At 66.0% G+C, this 17101-nt stretch carries 18 protein-coding genes; 6 read left to right on the top strand and 12 right to left on the bottom strand.

The genetic code is table 11. The annotated features are described in order from the left end of the window. Positions 1-90 precede the first annotated feature (90 nt). Genes ACFOPI_RS17315 through ACFOPI_RS17305 form a run of 3 tightly spaced genes read left to right on the top strand, consistent with a single transcriptional unit; the run spans position 91 to position 2363 of the window. Positions 91-933, top strand: coding sequence for a thymidylate synthase (locus tag ACFOPI_RS17315; protein WP_382176454.1), 843 nt, complete (start codon positions 91-93; stop codon positions 931-933). A gap of 10 nt (positions 934-943) precedes the next feature. Then, on the top strand, positions 944-1858 hold the full coding sequence (locus ACFOPI_RS17310; RefSeq protein WP_382176452.1) for a DMT family transporter: 915 nt from the start codon (positions 944-946) through the stop codon (positions 1856-1858). Then, positions 1851-2363, top strand: a complete 513-nt coding sequence (locus ACFOPI_RS17305; protein WP_382176450.1) for a dihydrofolate reductase — start codon at positions 1851-1853, stop codon at positions 2361-2363. The genes ACFOPI_RS17310 and ACFOPI_RS17305 overlap by 8 nt, the downstream gene beginning before the upstream one ends. Before the next feature lie 21 nt (positions 2364-2384). Here ACFOPI_RS17305 and ACFOPI_RS17300 read toward each other — a convergent pair whose 3' ends face one another. The 5 genes from ACFOPI_RS17300 to ACFOPI_RS17280 are packed head-to-tail and all read right to left on the bottom strand — an operon-like array spanning position 2385 to position 6683. Then, entirely contained in the window at positions 2385-3065 is a 681-nt protein-coding gene (locus ACFOPI_RS17300; protein WP_066254440.1) for a tetratricopeptide repeat protein, read from the bottom strand. 31 nt (positions 3066-3096) lie between these two features. Further along, positions 3097-3918 (bottom strand): SDR family oxidoreductase, encoded by an 822-nt coding sequence (locus ACFOPI_RS17295; RefSeq protein ID WP_382176447.1) that lies wholly within the window; start codon positions 3916-3918, stop codon positions 3097-3099. Beyond that, complete coding sequence (locus tag ACFOPI_RS17290; RefSeq protein WP_382176444.1) at positions 3915-4607, bottom strand: TenA family transcriptional regulator; 693 nt, start codon at positions 4605-4607, stop codon at positions 3915-3917. The genes ACFOPI_RS17295 and ACFOPI_RS17290 overlap by 4 nt, the downstream gene beginning before the upstream one ends. A 19-nt stretch (positions 4608-4626) precedes the next feature. Continuing rightward, positions 4627-6081: an AMP-binding protein gene (locus tag ACFOPI_RS17285; RefSeq protein WP_382176441.1), complete on the bottom strand. Its 1455-nt coding sequence runs from the start codon at positions 6079-6081 to the stop codon at positions 4627-4629. Beyond that, positions 6078-6683, bottom strand: a complete 606-nt coding sequence (locus ACFOPI_RS17280; protein WP_382176439.1) for a thermostable hemolysin — start codon at positions 6681-6683, stop codon at positions 6078-6080. Before ACFOPI_RS17280 ends, ACFOPI_RS17285 begins: the two co-directional genes overlap by 4 nt. Before the next feature lie 175 nt (positions 6684-6858). Between ACFOPI_RS17280 and xth the strand changes: the two genes are divergently transcribed. Continuing rightward, positions 6859-7623: an exodeoxyribonuclease III gene (xth, locus tag ACFOPI_RS17275; RefSeq protein WP_382176436.1), complete on the top strand. Its 765-nt coding sequence runs from the start codon at positions 6859-6861 to the stop codon at positions 7621-7623. A gap of 7 nt (positions 7624-7630) precedes the next feature. Here xth and ntrC read toward each other — a convergent pair whose 3' ends face one another. From ntrC to ACFOPI_RS17245, 6 genes are all read right to left on the bottom strand, one after another. Next, positions 7631-9178: a nitrogen regulation protein NR(I) gene (gene ntrC, locus ACFOPI_RS17270; RefSeq protein WP_382176433.1), complete on the bottom strand. Its 1548-nt coding sequence runs from the start codon at positions 9176-9178 to the stop codon at positions 7631-7633. A gap of 38 nt (positions 9179-9216) precedes the next feature. Further along, positions 9217-10305 carry a nitrogen regulation protein NR(II) gene (gene glnL / locus ACFOPI_RS17265; protein ID WP_382177214.1) on the bottom strand — a complete coding sequence of 363 codons (1089 nt, stop codon included), beginning with the start codon at positions 10303-10305 and terminating at the stop codon, positions 9217-9219. A gap of 53 nt (positions 10306-10358) precedes the next feature. Next, positions 10359-10865, bottom strand: a complete 507-nt coding sequence (locus ACFOPI_RS17260; protein WP_382176431.1) for a hypothetical protein — start codon at positions 10863-10865, stop codon at positions 10359-10361. Between the two features lie 257 nt (positions 10866-11122). Continuing rightward, positions 11123-12538, bottom strand: a complete 1416-nt coding sequence (gene glnA, locus ACFOPI_RS17255) for a type I glutamate--ammonia ligase (protein WP_382176428.1) — start codon at positions 12536-12538, stop codon at positions 11123-11125. A 244-nt stretch (positions 12539-12782) separates the two neighbouring features. Next, positions 12783-13616, bottom strand: coding sequence for a competence/damage-inducible protein A (locus tag ACFOPI_RS17250; protein ID WP_382176425.1), 834 nt, complete (start codon positions 13614-13616; stop codon positions 12783-12785). A gap of 5 nt (positions 13617-13621) precedes the next feature. Next, positions 13622-14512 (bottom strand): EI24 domain-containing protein, encoded by an 891-nt coding sequence (locus tag ACFOPI_RS17245; RefSeq protein WP_382177211.1) that lies wholly within the window; start codon positions 14510-14512, stop codon positions 13622-13624. Between the two features lie 55 nt (positions 14513-14567). On the opposite strand from ACFOPI_RS17245, the gene ACFOPI_RS17240 reads away from it, so the two are divergent. Further along, on the top strand, positions 14568-15383 hold the full coding sequence (locus tag ACFOPI_RS17240; protein WP_382176422.1) for an alpha/beta fold hydrolase: 816 nt from the start codon (positions 14568-14570) through the stop codon (positions 15381-15383). A 223-nt stretch (positions 15384-15606) separates the two neighbouring features. Continuing rightward, complete coding sequence (locus ACFOPI_RS17235; protein ID WP_382176419.1) at positions 15607-16338, top strand: DUF2726 domain-containing protein; 732 nt, start codon at positions 15607-15609, stop codon at positions 16336-16338. A 23-nt stretch (positions 16339-16361) separates the two neighbouring features. Here ACFOPI_RS17235 and ACFOPI_RS17230 read toward each other — a convergent pair whose 3' ends face one another. Beyond that, positions 16362-17096 carry a 16S rRNA pseudouridine(516) synthase gene (locus tag ACFOPI_RS17230; RefSeq protein WP_382176416.1) on the bottom strand — a complete coding sequence of 245 codons (735 nt, stop codon included), beginning with the start codon at positions 17094-17096 and terminating at the stop codon, positions 16362-16364. Positions 17097-17101: the final 5 nt, after the last annotated feature.

Genomic DNA, 17101 nt, shown 5'->3' with positions numbered 1-17101 from the left:
CCGTCGGACAGCAATCGGACGCCGATCGTGAGCTAGGGCGATCCCGGCGGCTGCGCAGGTGCGCCACAACCGAGCAGGCAAAATGGCGGGATGACCGCCCCGACCCACCGCCCCGTCCGCTCCCAGTACGAAGATTTCATGCGCCACGTTTACACGCACGGCGTGCAGAAGGGTGACCGCACCGGCACCGGCACGCGCAGCGTGTTCGGCCACCAGATGCGCTTCGACCTCAACGAAGGTTTCCCGCTGGTGACCACCAAGAAGGTGTTCCTCAAGGCCATCATCGTCGAGCTGCTGTGGTTTCTGCGCGGCGATTCCAACGTGAAGTGGCTGCAGGAACGCGGCTGCACCATCTGGGACGAATGGGCGCGTGAAGACGGCGAACTGGGCCCGGTCTACGGCGTGCAGTGGCGCAACTGGCCCAAGCCGGGCGGCGGCCACATCGACCAGATCAGCGAAGTCGTCAAGCAGCTCAAGACCAACCCCGACAGCCGCCGCATCATCGTCAGCGCCTGGAACGTGGCCGACCTGGACCAGATGGCGCTCATGCCCTGCCACGCCTTCTTCCAGTTCTACGTGGCGCCTGCCACCGAGCCTGGCGGCCGCGGCAAGCTCAGCTGCCAGCTCTACCAGCGCAGCGCCGACATCTTCCTGGGCGTGCCGTTCAACATTGCCAGCTACGCGCTGCTGACCCACATGCTGGCGCAGCAGTGCGATCTGGACGTGGGCGACTTCATCTGGACGGGTGGCGACTGCCACATCTACAGCAACCACCACGAACAGGTGGAGCTGCAGCTGAGCCGCCAGCCCTTCGCCTACCCGACGCTGAATATCAAACGCAAGCCGGCCTCGATCTTCGACTACGAGTACGAAGACTTCGAAGTCGTGGGCTACGAGTGCCACCCGGCGATCAAGGCGCCTGTCGCCGTCTGACGATCTGTCCGTGATCTCGCGCCGCCAGCTCTGGGCGCTGCTGGCCCTCACGCTCATGTGGGGGGTCAACTGGCCCATGATGAAGCTCTCGCTGCAGCAGCTCTCACCGCTGTACTTCCGCGCCAGCACCATGCTGCTGGGCGCGGCTTGGCTGTTCGCCTTCGTGGCCTCCAAAGGCGAGCGCATGCGGCCTTCCGGCAAGGAATGGCTGACCATCGCCTGGCTGGGCCTGCCCAACGTGCTGGGCTGGCACACGCTGTCCATCTTCGGCGTGCAGGAACTGGCCTCGGGCCGCGCCGCCATCCTGGGCTTCACCATGCCCATCTTCACCGTGCTGATCGGCGCGGCCTTTTTCGGCGAGCGCATCACGCCACGCGTGCGGCTGGCCGTGGTCTGCGTGAGCCTGGCGATTGGCCTGCTGCTGTGGCACGAGCTGCAGCGGCTCAGTGGTCGGCCAGCGGGCGTGGCCTGGATGCTGGGCGCCGCCGCCTGCTGGGCGCTGGGCACGCTGATGTTCCGCCGCGCCCACCTCACGCTCTCGCCGCTGGTGGTCACGGTCTGGATGCTGCTGCTGGGCAGTGGTGTCGTCTGGGCGCTCGCGCTGTCGCTTGAACCGCTGCCGCAGCCAGCCACGTTCACGTCGCTGATGTGGATCAGCCTGGCCTACGGCGTGCTCATCAACTACGGCTTCGCGCAGCTGATCTGGTTCGGCATGGCGCGCGACCTGCCGCCGGCCACCAGCGCCATGAGCGTGATGGCGATCCCGCTGGTGGGCACGCTCAGCGCCACCTTCATCACCGGCGAGGTGCCGCACTGGCAGGACTGGCTGGCCATGGTGTTCGTGATGGTGGCGATCGCCAGCGTGTTGCTGCCCGCCGGCTTTTTTCGCAGAAGCCCCGGCGCTGCACAATCGCCGGATGCCTGAGACCACCGCCCCCGCCTCGCTCCACCTGATCTACGCCCGCGCCGCCAATGGCGTGATCGGCAAGGACAACCAGCTGCCCTGGCACCTGCCCGAGGACCTGGCGCATTTCAAGCGCACCACCCTCGGCTGCCCGGTCATCATGGGTCGCAAGACCTGGGACTCGCTGCCACCCAAGTTCCGCCCCCTGCCAGGCCGGCTGAACATTGTGGTGACGCGCGACCCCGCCTTTGTCGCCGAAGGGGCCGCGGTGGCGCACTCGCTCGAAGCCGCGCGCGGGCTCTGCCCCGCCGGCGGCACCGCCTGGGTGATCGGCGGCGCGCAGATCTATGCGCAGGCGCTGCCGTTGGCCAGCGAAGTGGTGGTGACCGAGATCGCTCAGGACTTCGAGGGCGACGCTTTCGCGCCCGTGCTGGGCAGCGACTGGCGCGAGGTTGCACGGGACGAGCAGGTCAGCGCCAGCGGCCTGCCCTTGGCCTTCGTCACCTACCGGCGAGCGAACGCCTGAGCGTCCGCCGCCCGTCGGACGTCACTTCGACTTGATCTTTTCCATCAGCTCGCGCGCCTCGGCGCGGCGGCCTTCGTCGGCGATCTGGCGGCCGGCGCGGGGCGCGGCCTGCATCACCTTCTCCAGGTGGGCCACGGCCTTCTGCGGCTCGCCGGTCTCCACCAGGTAGTCGGCGAAGAAGTAGTTGGCGTCGATGCCCTTGGGGTTGATCGTCAGCGCCTTCTGCAGCAGGTCGCGGGCCTTGTCCTTGTCGCCGAAGGCGATGGGCCAGCCGGGCACCTTGTAGTACAGCACGCCCAGGCTGTTGTAGGCCGAACCGTCGAGCGTGTTGCCGTCGATCTGGATCGCCTGCTCATACAGCACCTTGGCCTGCTTGACCAGGCCGAGCGCGCCCAGGCCGCCCTTGGCGCCGCCCCAGGAGCTGAGGATGATGCCTTCCCAGACCAGGGGCTCGGGGCGGCCCGCAAAGCTCTCGCTGATCTTGTGGGCGCGTGCGGCCAGGGCCTCGAACTTCTTCTCCTTTTCGGCCGCAGGCGTCTTGTAGTTGATGACCTCCCAGGCCTGCTGCAGCTCGGTCACGGATTCTTCGACCGTGGCTGCCTGGGCCGCCGGCAGCAGGGAAAGGCCGGCGAGCGCCAGCAGGGCAGAGGTCAGGTGGCGGCGCGAGAACGTGGTGAGGGTGTGGTTCGAAGAAAGGGACATGGCAATACCTCCGGAAGGGAACATCGGTAATTCAGGAACTCAGGACGGGCCGGACATCGCCGGTCGCCTGCAGGTGTCGGCTGTGGCGCTTGAAGCTGCCGTCCAGCAGCGCAGGCGCCAGGCCGTTGAGGCGCGCAGCGAACTTCTCGGGAAAGCCGACGAAGCGCTCCCCCGCCCCGCTCTCAAGCAGGGCCACCAGCTCGGCGGCCACCTGTTCGGGGCGGTCGCTGGCGGTGCCAGTGGCGCGGTTGTAGGCCTCCACGGCCTCGCTGTTGAAGGCGGTTTTCGTGGCGCGCGGGCCCAGGTATTGAACCGTCACGGGCGTCTCGGCCAGCTCGCGGCGCAGCGCCTGCGCAAAGCCGCGCAGACCGAACTTGCTCGCGCTGTAGACGCTGTAGCCCGGCAGGCCAATGGCCCCCAGCGCCGAGCCGACGCACATCACCTGTGATGCCGGCTGGGCCAGCAGGTGCGGCAGCAGGCGGCGCGTGAGCAGCATGGGCGCCAGCAGGTTGGTCTGCAGCGCCGCCGTGATCTGCTCGGGGGTTTGGTCCTGCAGCCGTCCGAACGAGGGCAGCCCGGCGTTGTGCACCAGCACGTTGCAGCCCCAGACCGCCGCCTGCGCGGACAGGCTGTCCAGATCCTTCGGCTGCGTCAGGTCCGCCACCCGGCAGGCCATGCGCGCGGGATGGGCGCCGGTGCTGCGTCCGAGCTGGCTCGCCAGCTCTTCCAGGCGGGACGCCGAGCGCCCCACCAGCATCACCGCCGCGCCGGCCTTGAGCAGCGCCTCGGCGCTGGCGGCGCCAATGCCACCGGCCGCGCCGGTGATCACCACACGCGCATTCGCGGCCTTCATGCGGCCACCGCCTCGCGTGTGGGTTGTGCCGTCGCCACTTGCGGCAGTGGCAGGCCGCGGAACACGTCGCCGTAGAGACGGAAAAAGGCCTTGGCGCTGTGCACGATGTCGGTCTGGTCCCTCGGGTCGCTGATCTGGTCCATCAGCAGCTGGAAGTGGGCCGTGTGCTCCTGGTCCAGCGTGCCGTGTGAGCGCAGGTAGCTGAAGGCCGCGTCGGGCAGGTTCAGCGGCTTCTGGATGCTGTCGGCCGCCAGCAGCGCCAGCGAGACGCTGGTGCCTTCGAGCACATGCACCATGCCAAAGAAACCTAGTGGGTTGCCGCGGTGGATGGTGTCGTAGGCATAGGCGACCATGACCTCGGCCGCGTGGCCGGGCCGGCCGTGGCGCACCGCCTCGGCATCGCCGCCGCAGGCGCGGATGTCGTCGAGGATCCACTCTTCGTGGCCCTTTTCCTCTTCGACGTATTCGTCCAGCGCAGGGGCCAGCCAAGCGTGGTGCGCCGGCAGTGCCGCCTTGCAGGCCTGCAGCAGGGGCACGGTGTGCTTGACGTGGTGGTAGGCCTCGGTGAGGAAGGCGATGTAGCTGGGCAGCGAAACTTCGCCGCGCAGGCAGCCCTGGATGATCGGTGCCGACAGCAGGCCCATGCGGGCCTGTTCGGTCTGTTGCAGCAGTTGGGCGTGAAAGGACATGAGGACTCCAGAAAAACGCTCAGGCGGTCACCGCATCGCGGGCGGTGAGACCGAGCCAGGGGGAATGAAGGGCCAGGATGGCGTCGCGGCGCGGTCGGCCGTTGGCGGTGGCCATGCCGCTGCCAGCGGCGAACGGCGCCTGCGCCCGCACCCAGCGCAGCACGCGGGCGTAGTCGGGCAGGGCCGCGTTGGCGGCGTCGACCTCGGCCTGGATGGCCGCGTCGGGCAGCGCGTCGCTCACCGGCCAGACCACGGCAGACAGGGCGGGCTCGCCGTCGCCGAGCACCACCGCCTGCGCGATGGTCCGGCCGCTGCGCAGCGCCGTCTCGACCCACTCGGGTGAGACGTTGCGGCCAAAGGCGGTGATCAGCACATGTTTGATGCGGCCGCGCACGTGCACGAAGCCGTCGGCGTCGATCTCACCCAGGTCGCCGGTGGGCCACCAGTGGCCTTTCAGCGGAGGATGGCCCAGGTAACCGAGCATCAGGCCGCCAGCGACCTCAATCTCGCCGCGTTCATTCACACGCAGTTGTGCGTGTGGCAGGGCACGTCCGGCACTGCCTGGACGGTCGGCACCGGGCAGGTTGAGCGTCTGCACCGATGAACCTTCGGACAAGCCGTAGCCTTCGTGGGCCGGAATGCCGAACTGGCGCGCGGCCATCAGCAGCGGCGCGCCCACGGCCGCACCGCCGACCGCCACCATGCGCAAGCCCTCCGGTGCCCGGCGGCCCTGCCCGGCCAGCCAGCCGACCCACGCGCGCAGCATCTGCGGCAGCAGGATCAGGCTGTGCGGCTGATGGCGCTCCACCGCCGCGTTGAACACGGCGGGATCAAAAGACGACGAACCACTCAGCCCCAGTTCTGCCAGCGGCGGCACCAGGCACTCGGCGCCACGCGCCAGCGGTGCCATCACACCGGCCACGTTCTCCAGCAGCACCGCCAGCGGCAGTGCGCACAGGTGGCGGCGGATGTCCAGCGGCTCCAGTGCCTGCACCAGCGCATCGCGCACCCGGTGCAGGCCCGCGGCGCCGAGGCACACGCCCTTGGGCGTGCCGGTGGTGCCGGAGGTGAAGGTCAGCTTGGCCGTGCCGGGCGGCATGGGCAGGCCCTGCGCCGGAAGGCGCACCGCGCACACCGGCTCGCCGGCCACGTTCCACTGCTCGCAAGGAGCTTGTGGCCAGCGCAAGGCCAGAGGCGCCACCGTGAGCAGCGTGTCGACGCCCGCCGCCTGCAGCGCGTGTGCGGTCTGCTCGGGCGTGAAGAACAGCGGCAGCGGCACGTGCACCACGCCCGCGTCTTCGGCGGCCAGGTCGGCCACCACCCAGGGCATGCCGTTGTCCAGCAGCGTGGCCAGCACCCGGGTGCCGGCCTGCTGCAGCCGCATGACCAGGGCCGTGACTTCGGTGGTCAGTTCGTCGCGGGTCAGGCCGGCTCTGCCGTTACCGAGAGCGTTCAATGTGTCGAGCGCCGTCATGCGTCCAGCCCCCGGGCCTGGCGGCGCTGCAACCAGCGCAGCGCCGGCTGCATCTGGCCCGCCAGCACCACCGGGTGGTGCTCGTAGTAGCTGCCCCACTCGCCCGCTTGCGGACCCAGTGCCGTGGCGTCCGCACGGCCCAGGGCCAGCGGCGTGATGCCCATGCGCACGAACAGGTGGCGCAGTTCTTCGGTCAGCGTGCTGACCACCCACTGTGTGTTCTGTGCCGCCAGGTGGTGGGCCAGCCGCACGATCAGGCGGCGGCCTTCACCGGCGCGCTCGGAGGCCAGATGCCCCACCTCAACGATGCCTGCGCGGGCCTCTGCCGGTTGGCCCGGCTCGGCCAGGCACTGTTCGATGGGTCGGTCCAGGTAACGCTCCAGAAACAGGGCTCCGTGGTCGGCAAAGCGGTAGCCCGCCGCGGCCACGATGTCGCCGCTGTCGGGATCGCGCAGGCACACCAGTTCGGGGGCGAAGCGCTGCACGCGTGCACCAAACCGGCGCGCAAACACCCGCTGAATGAAACGCTCAACGGCTTCGCGCCCCGGATCGGACTCTGTGCACACACACAGCGAAGTCGGCAGGTTCGCCGGGGGGAACATGGGGGCACATGGTCCACCCGTGGTGGCAATGGCCAGAGACATCGTGCTTCCTTTTCCAGCCGGTTCGGCCAGACACGGACGCATGGTCTGCGGACCAGATTAAGGGAGTCTTATGCGAAACGTAATATTGGCCCCACTCCCTAGAATGCAGCTCTTTGAACGCCGCGGACACGCCATGCAACTTGCCACCTGGAACGTCAACTCCCTCAACGTGCGCCTGCCCCAGGTGCTGGCCTGGCTGGCCGCCAACCCGGTCGACGTGCTCGCCCTGCAGGAACTCAAGCTCACCGACGACAAGTTCCCGGTGCAGGCCTTCACCGACGCCGGCTACCACGCGCAGTGGTTCGGACAGAAGACCTACAACGGCGTGGCACTGCTGAGCAAGACACCCGCCGCCGACGTCATCAAAAACATTCCGGGTCTCGACGACGAACAGTCGCGCGTGCTCTGCGCCACCATCGACGGCGTGCGCGTGATCGGCGCCTACTTCCCCAACGGCCAGGAGCCGGGCAGCGACAAGTTCGCCTACAAGATGCGCTGGCTCGACGCGCTGCGCGAATGGGTGCGGGCCGAGATGGCGGCGCACCCGCAGCTGGTGCTGATGGGCGACTACAACATCACCTTCGACGACGCCGACGTGTGGGACCCGGTGGGCCTGCGCGAAACCATCCACTGCACGACCGAAGAGCGCACGCAGCTGCAGGGACTGATCGGCCTGGGTCTGCACGACGCCCACCGGCTGTTCGAACACCCGCCCAAGACCTTCAGCTGGTGGGACTACCGCATGCTGGGCTTCCAGAAGAATCGCGGCCTGCGCATCGACCACATCCTGATCACCGACGCGCTGAAGGCACGCACTACCGCTTGCGAGATTGACAGAGCCCCACGCAAGAACCCCCAGCCCAGCGACCACGCACCGGTGGTGCTGACACTGAGCTGAGCACGGGTCACTCCAGGTTCAACTCCTGGATCTTGCGGGTGATCGTGTTGCGACCGATGCCCAGCTTGTGGGCGGCCTCAATGCGGCGGCCGCGCGTATTCGCCAGAGCGGTCAGGATCAGGCCGGTCTCGAAGCGGCGCGTGAGCACGTCCCACACGTCGGTGCGCCCGGCCTCCAGCAACGAGCGGGCTTCGGCCTGAAGACCCAGTTCCCAGGCCGCCACCGGGGCTGGCACGGCCGGCGCACCGGCGACTGCGGCCACCGCTGGCGCCTCGGGCACCGCGGGGGTCCACTCCACCGGGGCGGCCGACGGCGCCGGTGCCGGCGCAGCAAACACCGGCGCCACCGGATCGGCGGGAAGCGGCACATCCGGCGGCACCACGTCGCCGACCGCGGACAGCACCTCCGGCGGCAGGTCCTTCACCTCGATCATCTGCGCGGGCGCCATCACCGTCAGCCAGTGGCACACATTTTCGAGCTGGCGCACGTTACCGGGGAAATCGAAGCCGCTGAGCAGGCGCAGGGCCGCATCCGAAATGCGCTTGGGCTCCACACCCAGCTGCTTGGCGCTTTGCTGCAGGAAGAAGCGCGTGAGCATGGGCACGTCCTCGCGCCGCTCCCGCAGGGCGGGCAGGCGCAAGCGGATCACATTGAGGCGGTGGAACAGGTCTTCGCGGAACACGCCTTCCTTAACCCGCTGCTCCAGGTTCTGGTGGGTCGCCGCGATCACGCGCACATTGGCCTTGACGGCGCTGTGGCCACCGACGCGGTAGAAGTGCCCGTCGGACAGCACGCGCAGCAGGCGCGTCTGGAGGTCGAACGGCATGTCGCCGATTTCGTCCAGGAACAGCGTGCCGCCTTCGGCCTGCTCGAAGCGGCCACGGCGCATGGTCTGCGCGCCGGTGAAGGCGCCGCGCTCGTGACCGAACAGTTCGGACTCCAGCAGGTCCTTCGGAATGGCGGCGGTGTTGATCGCCACGAACGGACCGCCACCGCGCGGCGAGTGCTTGTGCAGCGCGCGCGCCACCAGCTCCTTGCCCGAGCCAGACTCACCGGTGATGAGCACCGTCACGTTGCTCTGCGACAGCCGCCCGATGGCGCGGAACACGTCCTGCATGGCCGGTGCCTGGCCCAACATCTCGGGCGCTGCCGACAGCGACTCCTGCGCCACTTCCTCGCGCTGGCTCTCCTCCACCGCGCGGTGGATGAGCTCCAGCGCCTTGGGCAGATCGAAGGGCTTGGGCAGGTACTCGAACGCGCCGCCCTGGAAGGCCGACACCGCGCTGTCCAGATCGGAGAACGCGGTCATGATGATGACCGGCAGACCCGGCAGCTTCTCCTTGACCTTCTCCAGCAGGTCCAGGCCCGACCCACCCGGCATGCGGATGTCGCTCACGAGGATCTGCGGCCCTTCGCTTTCGGGCGTCTCGTTCAGTGCCTTGAGGACTTCCTGCGGATTGGTGAAGCTGCGGGTGGGCAGGTTCTCCCTCAACAGCGCCTTCTCCAGAACAAAGCGGATCGATTGATCGTCATCCACTATCCAGATCGGCTTCATGTGTGCGTCTTCCCTTCCTCAGGCGAGGCGTTTCGGTTTCATGGCAACGGAATCAGCAATTTGAAATCCGTGTGGCCTGGCGCGCTCTCACACTCGATCAGTCCATGGTGCTGCTGCACGAAGGTTTGGGCCAAGGTCAGCCCCAGCCCGGAACCTCCCTCACGACCCGACACCAGCGGGAAGAAGATGCGGTCCTTGATCGCATCGGGCACGCCAGGCCCGTTGTCGATCACATGCAATTCCAGTGCCAGGCGGTAGCGCTGCTTGCCGAAGGTCACCTGCCGGCCCACGCGCGTGCGCAGGGTGATCTGCGCATCCCCCGCCGCGATGCGCTCCGCGAGCGCCTGCGCCGCGTTGTGTGCGATGTTGAGCACCGCCTGGATCAGCTGCTCCTTATCGCCGCGGAACTCGGGAATGGAGGTGTCGTAGTCGCGAACCACCTTCAGACCCCGGGGGAACTCAGCCACGATCAGCGAGCGCACACGCTCGCACACCTCATGAATGTTCACGTCGCCCACCACATGAGGCCGACGGTGCGGCGCCAGCAGGCGATCCACCAGCGACTGCAGCCGGTCCGCTTCGTGGATGATGACCTGCGTGTACTCGGTCAGTTGCTTGTTGTCGAGCTCCAGCTCCAGCAACTGCGCCGCGCCGCGGATGCCGCCGAGCGGGTTCTTGATCTCATGCGCCAGGTTGCGGATCAACTCCTTGTTGGCCTGTGCCTGGTCGATCAGCCGCTCTTCCCGTTCCTGCCGGGCCTGCTGCTCCAGCGGAAGCAGCTCGACGATGACCTCACCCGCCGTGTCGGTCTGCGCCACCACCACATGGACCGGCAGCGGCTCATGGGTAAGGCGTCGCAGCCAGGCGTCGTACCGCAAGGCCGCGAACTCGTTGACAGCCGCACCACCAAGCGCGTTCTGGAGCAGCTGCGGCTCGGTGAAGCAGTCCTGAAGCAGCGTGCCCGTGATGCTGCGGCGGGACATGCCCAGGGCATCCTCCAGCGCCGCATTGGCAAAGAGCACCTGCCCGTCGAGCGACACCACCGCCACCAGCGTGGCCAGCAGATCGAGCGAGTGGAATTTGCCGTGCGCCGAAGCCGCGCGCTGAGCAGCCTTGCCCGGCAGCATGGCCGCGGCGACACGGGAAAGGGTGGGAGAGAGGTCTGGTTTTTTCAAGCCGGCTATTTTGCGGCAGGATCAGACGACCCGGTCGCACCCGGCGCTGCAGGAGCAGGCCCCGCGGGGCCGGGCGCCGCTGGCGCCCCCCCCATGCGGGCCAGTTCGCGCCGCAGACCATTCACATCGGCCTCGGCCCGGCTCACCGCGGCCTTGAGCTCGGCCACGCGATCAAGGTAGCGCTGGTGGTTGCGCGACTCGATGCCCTCTTTCTCGGGTTGCCCATTGGCGTAAGCCTTCTGGGCCTGAGCCAGGCGCTCTTCGGCCTTTCTCAACTCCATCTCGAGGATCTGGCGGGCATCGCTGTCGCGCGCACGCTGCTCAGCCGAGTCGTTGCGAGGCGCACTGCGGGGCGCTGCCGGGGAGCTGGCAGACCGCGGAGCCGCCTGCGGCGCGGGGCCTTGAATGACGGTGATGTTGCCGCCCTCCATCAGCTTGCAGCCCTGGGCCTTCGCCACCGTGGCGTTGTTGGTGTACTCATTGCCACAGCGATAGATTCGCTCTTGCGCCACAGACGGCAACCACCACGCCGCGGCGATGGAAAGGATCAGGACGCGATGCGTTCTTCGGGCAACGTTCAGCTTCGACAACACGTGGGCTCCAGGCGCGGTGGGCGCATTGAGAATCATTTTTCAGTATGACCCAAAAACAGACCGCATGGTATCCGCCATGACAGGATGCCCATGCGCTCGTTCGAACGGCCAAAAAAAAGGACGGCCTGGCCGTCCCTTTTTGGCTGCGGAGCGAGGCCCGGTCACCGGGCCCGCCATCACAGGCTGTAGTACATGTCGAATTCCACCGGGTGCGGCGCCATGCGGAAGCGAGTCACTTCGCTCATCTTCAGCTCGATATAGGCGTCCAGCATGGAGTCGGTGAACACGCCGCCCTTGGTCAGGAAGGCGCGGTCCTTGTCGAGATACTCCAGCGCCTGGTCGAGGCTGTGGCAGACGGTCGGGACCAGCTTGTCCTCTTCCGGCGGCAGGTGGTAGAGGTCCTTGGTGGCGGCTTCGCCCGGGTGGATCTTGTTCTCCACACCGTCCAGGCCGGCCATCATCAGGGCCGAGAAGGCCAGGTACGGGTTGGCGGAAGGATCGGGGAAACGCGCTTCGATGCGGCGGCCCTTGGGGTTGGCCACGTAAGGAATGCGGATCGAGGCGGAGCGATTGCGGGCCGAGTAGGCCAGCTTGACCGGGGCTTCGAAGCCGGGCACCAGACGCTTGTAGGAGTTCGTGCCAGGGTTGGTGATGGCGTTCAGCGCACGAGCGTGCTTGATGATGCCGCCGATGTAGAACAGGGCAAAGTCGCTCAGACCAGCGTAGCCGTCGCCTGCGAACAGGTTCTTGCCATCCTTCCAGATCGACTGGTGCACGTGCATGCCGGAGCCGTTGTCACCAGCGTAGGGCTTGGGCATGAAGGTGGCCGTCTTGCCGTAGGCGTTCGCCACGTTCCAGACCACGTACTTCAGAACCTGGGTCCAGTCGGCGCGCTCGACCAGGGTCGAGAACTTGGTGCCGATTTCGTTTTGGCCGGCGCCCGCCACTTCGTGGTGGAACACTTCGACCGGAATGCCCAGGGATTCGAGGATCAGGACCATCTCGGCGCGCATGTCCTGCGTGCTGTCGACCGGGGGCACGGGGAAGTAGCCACCCTTGGTGGTGGGACGGTGGCCGCGGTTGCCGCCTTCGAGCTTGGCGCCACTGTTCCAGGGGGCCTCGTACTCTTCGATTTCGCTGAACACGCGGCCGGGCTCGTTGCTCCAGCGCACACCGTCGAAGATGAAGAACTCGGGCTCGGGACCAAAGTAGGCGGTATCTCCCAGGCCGGAAGCCTTCAGATAGGCTTCGGCGCGCTTGGCGATGGAGCGGGGATCGCGGTCATAAGCCTTGCCATCGCCCGGCTCGATCACGTCGCACTGCAGGAACAGCGTGGTCTCTTCGAAGAAGGGGTCGATGTTGGCAGTGCTCGGGTCAGGCATGAGCTGCATGTCCGACGCTTCGATGCCCTTCCAGCCGGCCACCGAGGAACCATCGAACGCGTGGCCCGAGGTGAACTTGTCTTCGTCGAAGTGCGAGATCGGCACGGTGACGTGCTGTTCCTTGCCACGGGTGTCGGTGAAACGGAAGTCAACGAACTTGACTTCGTTGTCCTTCACCATTTGCATCACGTCTGCGACGGTCTTGGCCATCAAATACTCCTGTTGCTGTGTGAGTGGAAAACTGAATTTGACAAAGGCATGAAGCAGTTTCTGTGCCAAAGTTGTGCCGTCGGGATCAATAAACGACTCGCCAATCCCCAAGGCGGCGCAGATTATGGCGCAGTGCGTTGAGCCGGCGGTCTGCCACACCCGGTACTTGGGGTGATTGCAGTTCACCGCATTCATTTCGCATTTTTTTGGTGCATTCCAGCATAAAGCACCACACTGGTGCAATCTACTGACGCACCAACTCGGGGCCCAATTTCGCACCAAACCGTTCTAGCCCATCGAGCAGCGACGCAAACGCCGGGGCAACAGCGTCGGGGACTCCCTTGACACCCAGCTCGATGTGCCGCCCGTACTCTGGGTGGTCCACGCTGGGCAGGCTGAACACCTTCACCGGGTGCTCGCGCTCGATGGCCTCCATCAGAGGTGTCAATGTGGCTTCCATGGCCCCCATGACCACCACCGAACGCTCCTGCCACACGCCTTGCCGGTGCAGGTGGCGGTAAGGCCCATCCAGCAGAGCCTCGATCATCGGCCACGCCATCACCGGGAACCCGGGAACAAAATGCACCGAGCCCCCGCCGGGTCCATCGCAACTGAACCCGGGAATCTTGTTGTAGGGGTTGGGAATGATCCGGGCACCGACCGGAAACACCCCCATGTTCAGGCGGTGCACGTTGTCTGGCCTTGCTGGATCGAAGACCTCGCCCTTCTCTGCAGCCACATCTCTCATCCTCTGCTCGATGAGCTCACGGGCTTCGGGGTGCAGCACCAGGTCCACCTGCAGCGCCGCAGCTGCGCACTGGCGGGTGTGATCGTCGGGCGTGGCACCGATGCCACCGCAGCTGAACACGACATCACCGCTGGCGAAAGCCTCTCGCAACGCATCGGTGATGCGCTCTCGGTCATCCCCGATGAAACGCGCCCACGCCAGCGAGAGGCCCCTTTCCGCCAGCAGTTCGATCACCTTCGGCAGGTGCTTGTCAGCGCGTTTGCCCGACAGGATCTCATCGCCGACGATGATCAGTCCAAACGTCGGAAGATTCTCTTGACTGGTGCTCATGAAAGTCAGGCGCCAGGTGGCGGCAGAACGGTGGTAGGCGGTGGAGTTTCCAGCGGCATGGCTGCCTGGCCTCCTGGCTCGGCATCCAGGACCTCCACCACATGCGCAGCTCGCATACGCTGCAGCGCCGCCAGCGTGAAATGTGCGAACCACAGAGACGCAAAGGCAAACACCAGGGTGTAAATCCAGATGGCCACCGGCACCAGCAACGGCGCCAGCGCCACAAACATGGCACCGGATGCCCAGAGCAGGCTGGGTGCTGCGCCAAGATAGCCGCTGAGGATTCCCATGACCAGAAGACTGCCGCGGTTTTCACGCAGGATGGTCTTGCGCTCGGCAATGCTGGCATGCTGCGCCAGTGCGTCGTAAGCAAACACGCGGTAGGTCAGCCAGCCCCAGATCAGCGGCGGCAGGATGAGCACCAGCGGCGGAACCAGCCACAGGGGCATGGAAAGCACCAGCACCACCAGGGCCACGAGCGTGGAACCCAGCGACCACAAAAGGCCGAGCACGAAGGAGCCACCACGCCTGCGTTCGAGCGACGGAAAGCGTCGCTGCTCAACCAGCTCAACCATGGACGGAGTCATGAACACGGCGACCAGCAGCAGGCACAGCAACACGATCACCGGAGTCGCCAGAGCCAGGACCACCAGCGGTGCAAACACCGTCCGCATGGAGCCAAGACCGACGCGATCCAGCCAGCCCAGAAAGCCCTGAACCAGTTCATAGGTCTGCAGCCACTGCGTGACGGCATCGACCGACGTGTCCCAGAAGAAATAGCCCAGGCCAAACGACAGTGCGACCATCAGTACCAGGGGCAGGAACGACAAACCGATCACCCGCGGGTGCATGCAGTAAGCAACCGCCCGCCAGAACGCATCAAACAGCTGAGTCATGCAACGAGAATACCGGTTTTCCCGCCAGCCCGGCGGCACGCGAAGCGGAGACACGATGGACAGCGTCATCATCCATGGCACCCGCCTGGAGGTTCGACACATCCCAGGCCAGACCGGCCGCTCGCCGCTGGTGTTCCTGCACGAAGGGCTGGGCAGCGTGTCCATGTGGACCCAACGAGGCCGCAACTGGACGAAGGAACTGTGCAACGCCACCGGACGGTCCGGCTGGGTGTATTCCCGAAGAGGTTACGGGCACTCTGACCCAGTGCCGGACGTGCGCGGAACGCCTCAGGTCGGGGAGTTCTGGCACACCGGGCGGCACGAACCTGACTACATGCACCGAGAGGCCCTGGATGTGCTGCCGGCCTTGCTGGAGACACTGGGCATCGACGCACCCGTGCTGGTGGGCCACTCCGACGGGGCCACCATCGCGCTGCTGTACGCCAGCCGACATCCGGTGACAGCCTGCGTCGTCATGGCACCCCATGTGTTTGTGGAGGAGGTCTCGATCCGGTCCATCAAGCAGGCCAGGTCCGTATACATGCAACCCGGGGAACAGGGCCTGCGGTCGCGCCTGGCGCGCCATCACAAGAATGTCGACAACGCCTTCTGGCAATGGAACGACATCTGGCTCGACCCCGCATTCCTGAACTTCGATATCCGCAGCGAATGCCGAAACATTCGTGCCCCGGTACTGGCCATTCAAGGAGCCAACGACGAGTACGGCACCCTCCAGCAGATATGGGATGTACAGCCCAAGGATGCTGCAGCACACACCCTGGTCCTGTCGGCTTGCGGGCACAGCCCGCATCGGGACCAGCCCGATGCTGTGCTCGCAGCCATTGGGACGTTTCTTTCCGAGCTCCCATGAATCCCCTGTTTGTGGGATGGCAACAAGCCTCAAGCGCCGGCAGAATGTAGGGTTTGCCGTTCGGAGACCAGCGTGATACGCGCACTCACAACCGCGAGCTGTGGTTGGCGAGTAGCTCCAATCCCCAAGGAAATCACGCAAACGACGTGTCAAATTGCGACAAAACCGCCTGTTTGCGCGATCATCCGACTACATTTGGTCACACTCCGTCACTGAAATTTGCATGACCGCCTGGAACAACCCTTGGCTTCTGTCCATGCTGGTGCCCGCTCTGCTGGGGACCGGCGCGTGGATATATCGCCTCTGGGAGAGCCGAAAAGCCCGGGCCCAGCGAAGGATTCCCAAGCGGTGGCCGCTGGATACCCGCGTGATCGCAAACTCCGAAGAGTTGCAGGTGTGGCACTGGCTGTCCCGGGCCTTCTACGATCACCACGTGATGATCAAGCTACCGGTCACCCGCTTCACCTTGCCCCGGGAGAAGCAACAAGGAATGGACTGGTACCGGCTGCTTGGGGGCGTCTACTGCACGTTCACCATCTGCAAGTCCGACGGACGGGTGGTCGGCTGTCTGGACGTGCCTGGACGGGCGGGCATCCCGAGGAGCACGCGCCAACTCAAACACTCCCTTCTCACGCAATGCGGGCTCCCCTACTGGGTGGTTCGTTCGTCCAGCCTGCCCACGGTTTCCGAAATCCGCAGCGAGTTTCTCGGCGAGACCCCCACTGCCCAGAGCATGCGCGAGCACGAGCAGGAAGAGCGTGCCATCATCGCGGCTCAGGCGAATCTGCGCTCGGCGTTGAACCGCCAGCGCAACACCCGTCACAGCGACTTCAGTCCCCTGTCGACCTGGCCCGGCAGCACCACAGGTGATTCACGCGTCAGCGACCTGGGCTCCCAGTGGCAGGACAATTCGTTCCTGATGCCACTCGACAGCCGTAAAGGCGATCTGCTCTGACCGGTGCAGACCGCGACCGGGGCTCAATGTTTGCGGCTCAGCTCAGCCACCTCGCTGGCGGTTAGCCACCGCCAATGCCCGACGGGCAGCTCATCGGTCAGTGCAATGGCTCCAATCCGGGAGCGGTGAAGCCCCTCGACCCGGTTTCCGACAGCGGCCACCATGCGCTTGACTTGGTGGTACTTGCCCTCCGTGAGCGTCAATTCCAGACGGTTCGGCCCCAGAGCCCGGCATGCGGCTGCACGAACCGGCTTCGGGTCATCGTCCAGCACGACGCCATCCATCAGACGGACTGTCTGGCGCTCATCGAGCGGATGTTTCACCTGCACCTGGTACACCTTGGGCACATGGTGCTTGGGTGACGTCATCCGGTGAATGAACTTGCCATCGTCGGACAGCAGCAGCAATCCCGTGGTGTCCTGATCCAGCCGCCCCACCGCCTGCACCCCAGCAGCGGCACCACCACCCCGCAGGCGCAGTGGGGCCGGCAGCAGCGTGTACACACTTGGATGAGCCCCAGGCTTCTGGGAGCACTCGAAACCAGCCGGTTTGTGCAGCATCAGGTAGGCGTACTCCTGATAGATCCAGCGCTCGCCCTGCACCCAGAAAACCAGGCCGACCTCATCCAGCATGGCTCCGGGGTCCGTGCAAGGCTCCCGCGCCTCGCCCAGTTGCACGAACCCCTGCTGGACCAGTCCGCAGCAGACACGGCGGGTTCCGAAACCCTGACTGAAAAGGATGTCCTGCAACGCAAGCATGACAA

It is taken from the genome of Hydrogenophaga luteola (genome assembly GCF_042648585.1).
Classification (GTDB): domain Bacteria; phylum Pseudomonadota; class Gammaproteobacteria; order Burkholderiales; family Burkholderiaceae_C; genus Hydrogenophaga; species Hydrogenophaga luteola.
Note: the sequence above shows the minus strand (reverse complement) of the source record. Positions and strands in the feature narration are given on the sequence as shown.

What these genes read in the sequence shown, in the direction of transcription:
- glnL (WP_382177214.1), bottom strand. Translation starts at nt 10,305, where the DNA reads ATGCTGCCGGGCAAGGCTGCTCAGCGCGCGGCTTCGGCGCACGGCAAA.
- ACFOPI_RS17240 (WP_382176422.1), top strand. Translation starts at nt 14,568, where the DNA reads ATGGACAGCGTCATCATCCATGGCACCCGCCTGGAGGTTCGACACATC.
- ACFOPI_RS17290 (WP_382176444.1), bottom strand. Translation starts at nt 4,607, where the DNA reads ATGTCCTTTCACGCCCAACTGCTGCAACAGACCGAACAGGCCCGCATG.
- xth (WP_382176436.1), top strand. Translation starts at nt 6,859, where the DNA reads ATGCAACTTGCCACCTGGAACGTCAACTCCCTCAACGTGCGCCTGCCC.
- ACFOPI_RS17245 (WP_382177211.1), bottom strand. Translation starts at nt 14,512, where the DNA reads ATGACTCAGCTGTTTGATGCGTTCTGGCGGGCGGTTGCTTACTGCATG.
- ACFOPI_RS17230 (WP_382176416.1), bottom strand. Translation starts at nt 17,096, where the DNA reads ATGCTTGCGTTGCAGGACATCCTTTTCAGTCAGGGTTTCGGAACCCGC.
- ACFOPI_RS17235 (WP_382176419.1), top strand. Translation starts at nt 15,607, where the DNA reads ATGACCGCCTGGAACAACCCTTGGCTTCTGTCCATGCTGGTGCCCGCT.
- ACFOPI_RS17305 (WP_382176450.1), top strand. Translation starts at nt 1,851, where the DNA reads ATGCCTGAGACCACCGCCCCCGCCTCGCTCCACCTGATCTACGCCCGC.
- ACFOPI_RS17300 (WP_066254440.1), bottom strand. Translation starts at nt 3,065, where the DNA reads ATGTCCCTTTCTTCGAACCACACCCTCACCACGTTCTCGCGCCGCCAC.
- ACFOPI_RS17285 (WP_382176441.1), bottom strand. Translation starts at nt 6,081, where the DNA reads ATGACGGCGCTCGACACATTGAACGCTCTCGGTAACGGCAGAGCCGGC.
- ACFOPI_RS17250 (WP_382176425.1), bottom strand. Translation starts at nt 13,616, where the DNA reads ATGAGCACCAGTCAAGAGAATCTTCCGACGTTTGGACTGATCATCGTC.
- ACFOPI_RS17280 (WP_382176439.1), bottom strand. Translation starts at nt 6,683, where the DNA reads ATGTTCCCCCCGGCGAACCTGCCGACTTCGCTGTGTGTGTGCACAGAG.
- glnA (WP_382176428.1), bottom strand. Translation starts at nt 12,538, where the DNA reads ATGGCCAAGACCGTCGCAGACGTGATGCAAATGGTGAAGGACAACGAA.
- ntrC (WP_382176433.1), bottom strand. Translation starts at nt 9,178, where the DNA reads ATGAAGCCGATCTGGATAGTGGATGACGATCAATCGATCCGCTTTGTT.
- ACFOPI_RS17295 (WP_382176447.1), bottom strand. Translation starts at nt 3,918, where the DNA reads ATGAAGGCCGCGAATGCGCGTGTGGTGATCACCGGCGCGGCCGGTGGC.
- ACFOPI_RS17315 (WP_382176454.1), top strand. Translation starts at nt 91, where the DNA reads ATGACCGCCCCGACCCACCGCCCCGTCCGCTCCCAGTACGAAGATTTC.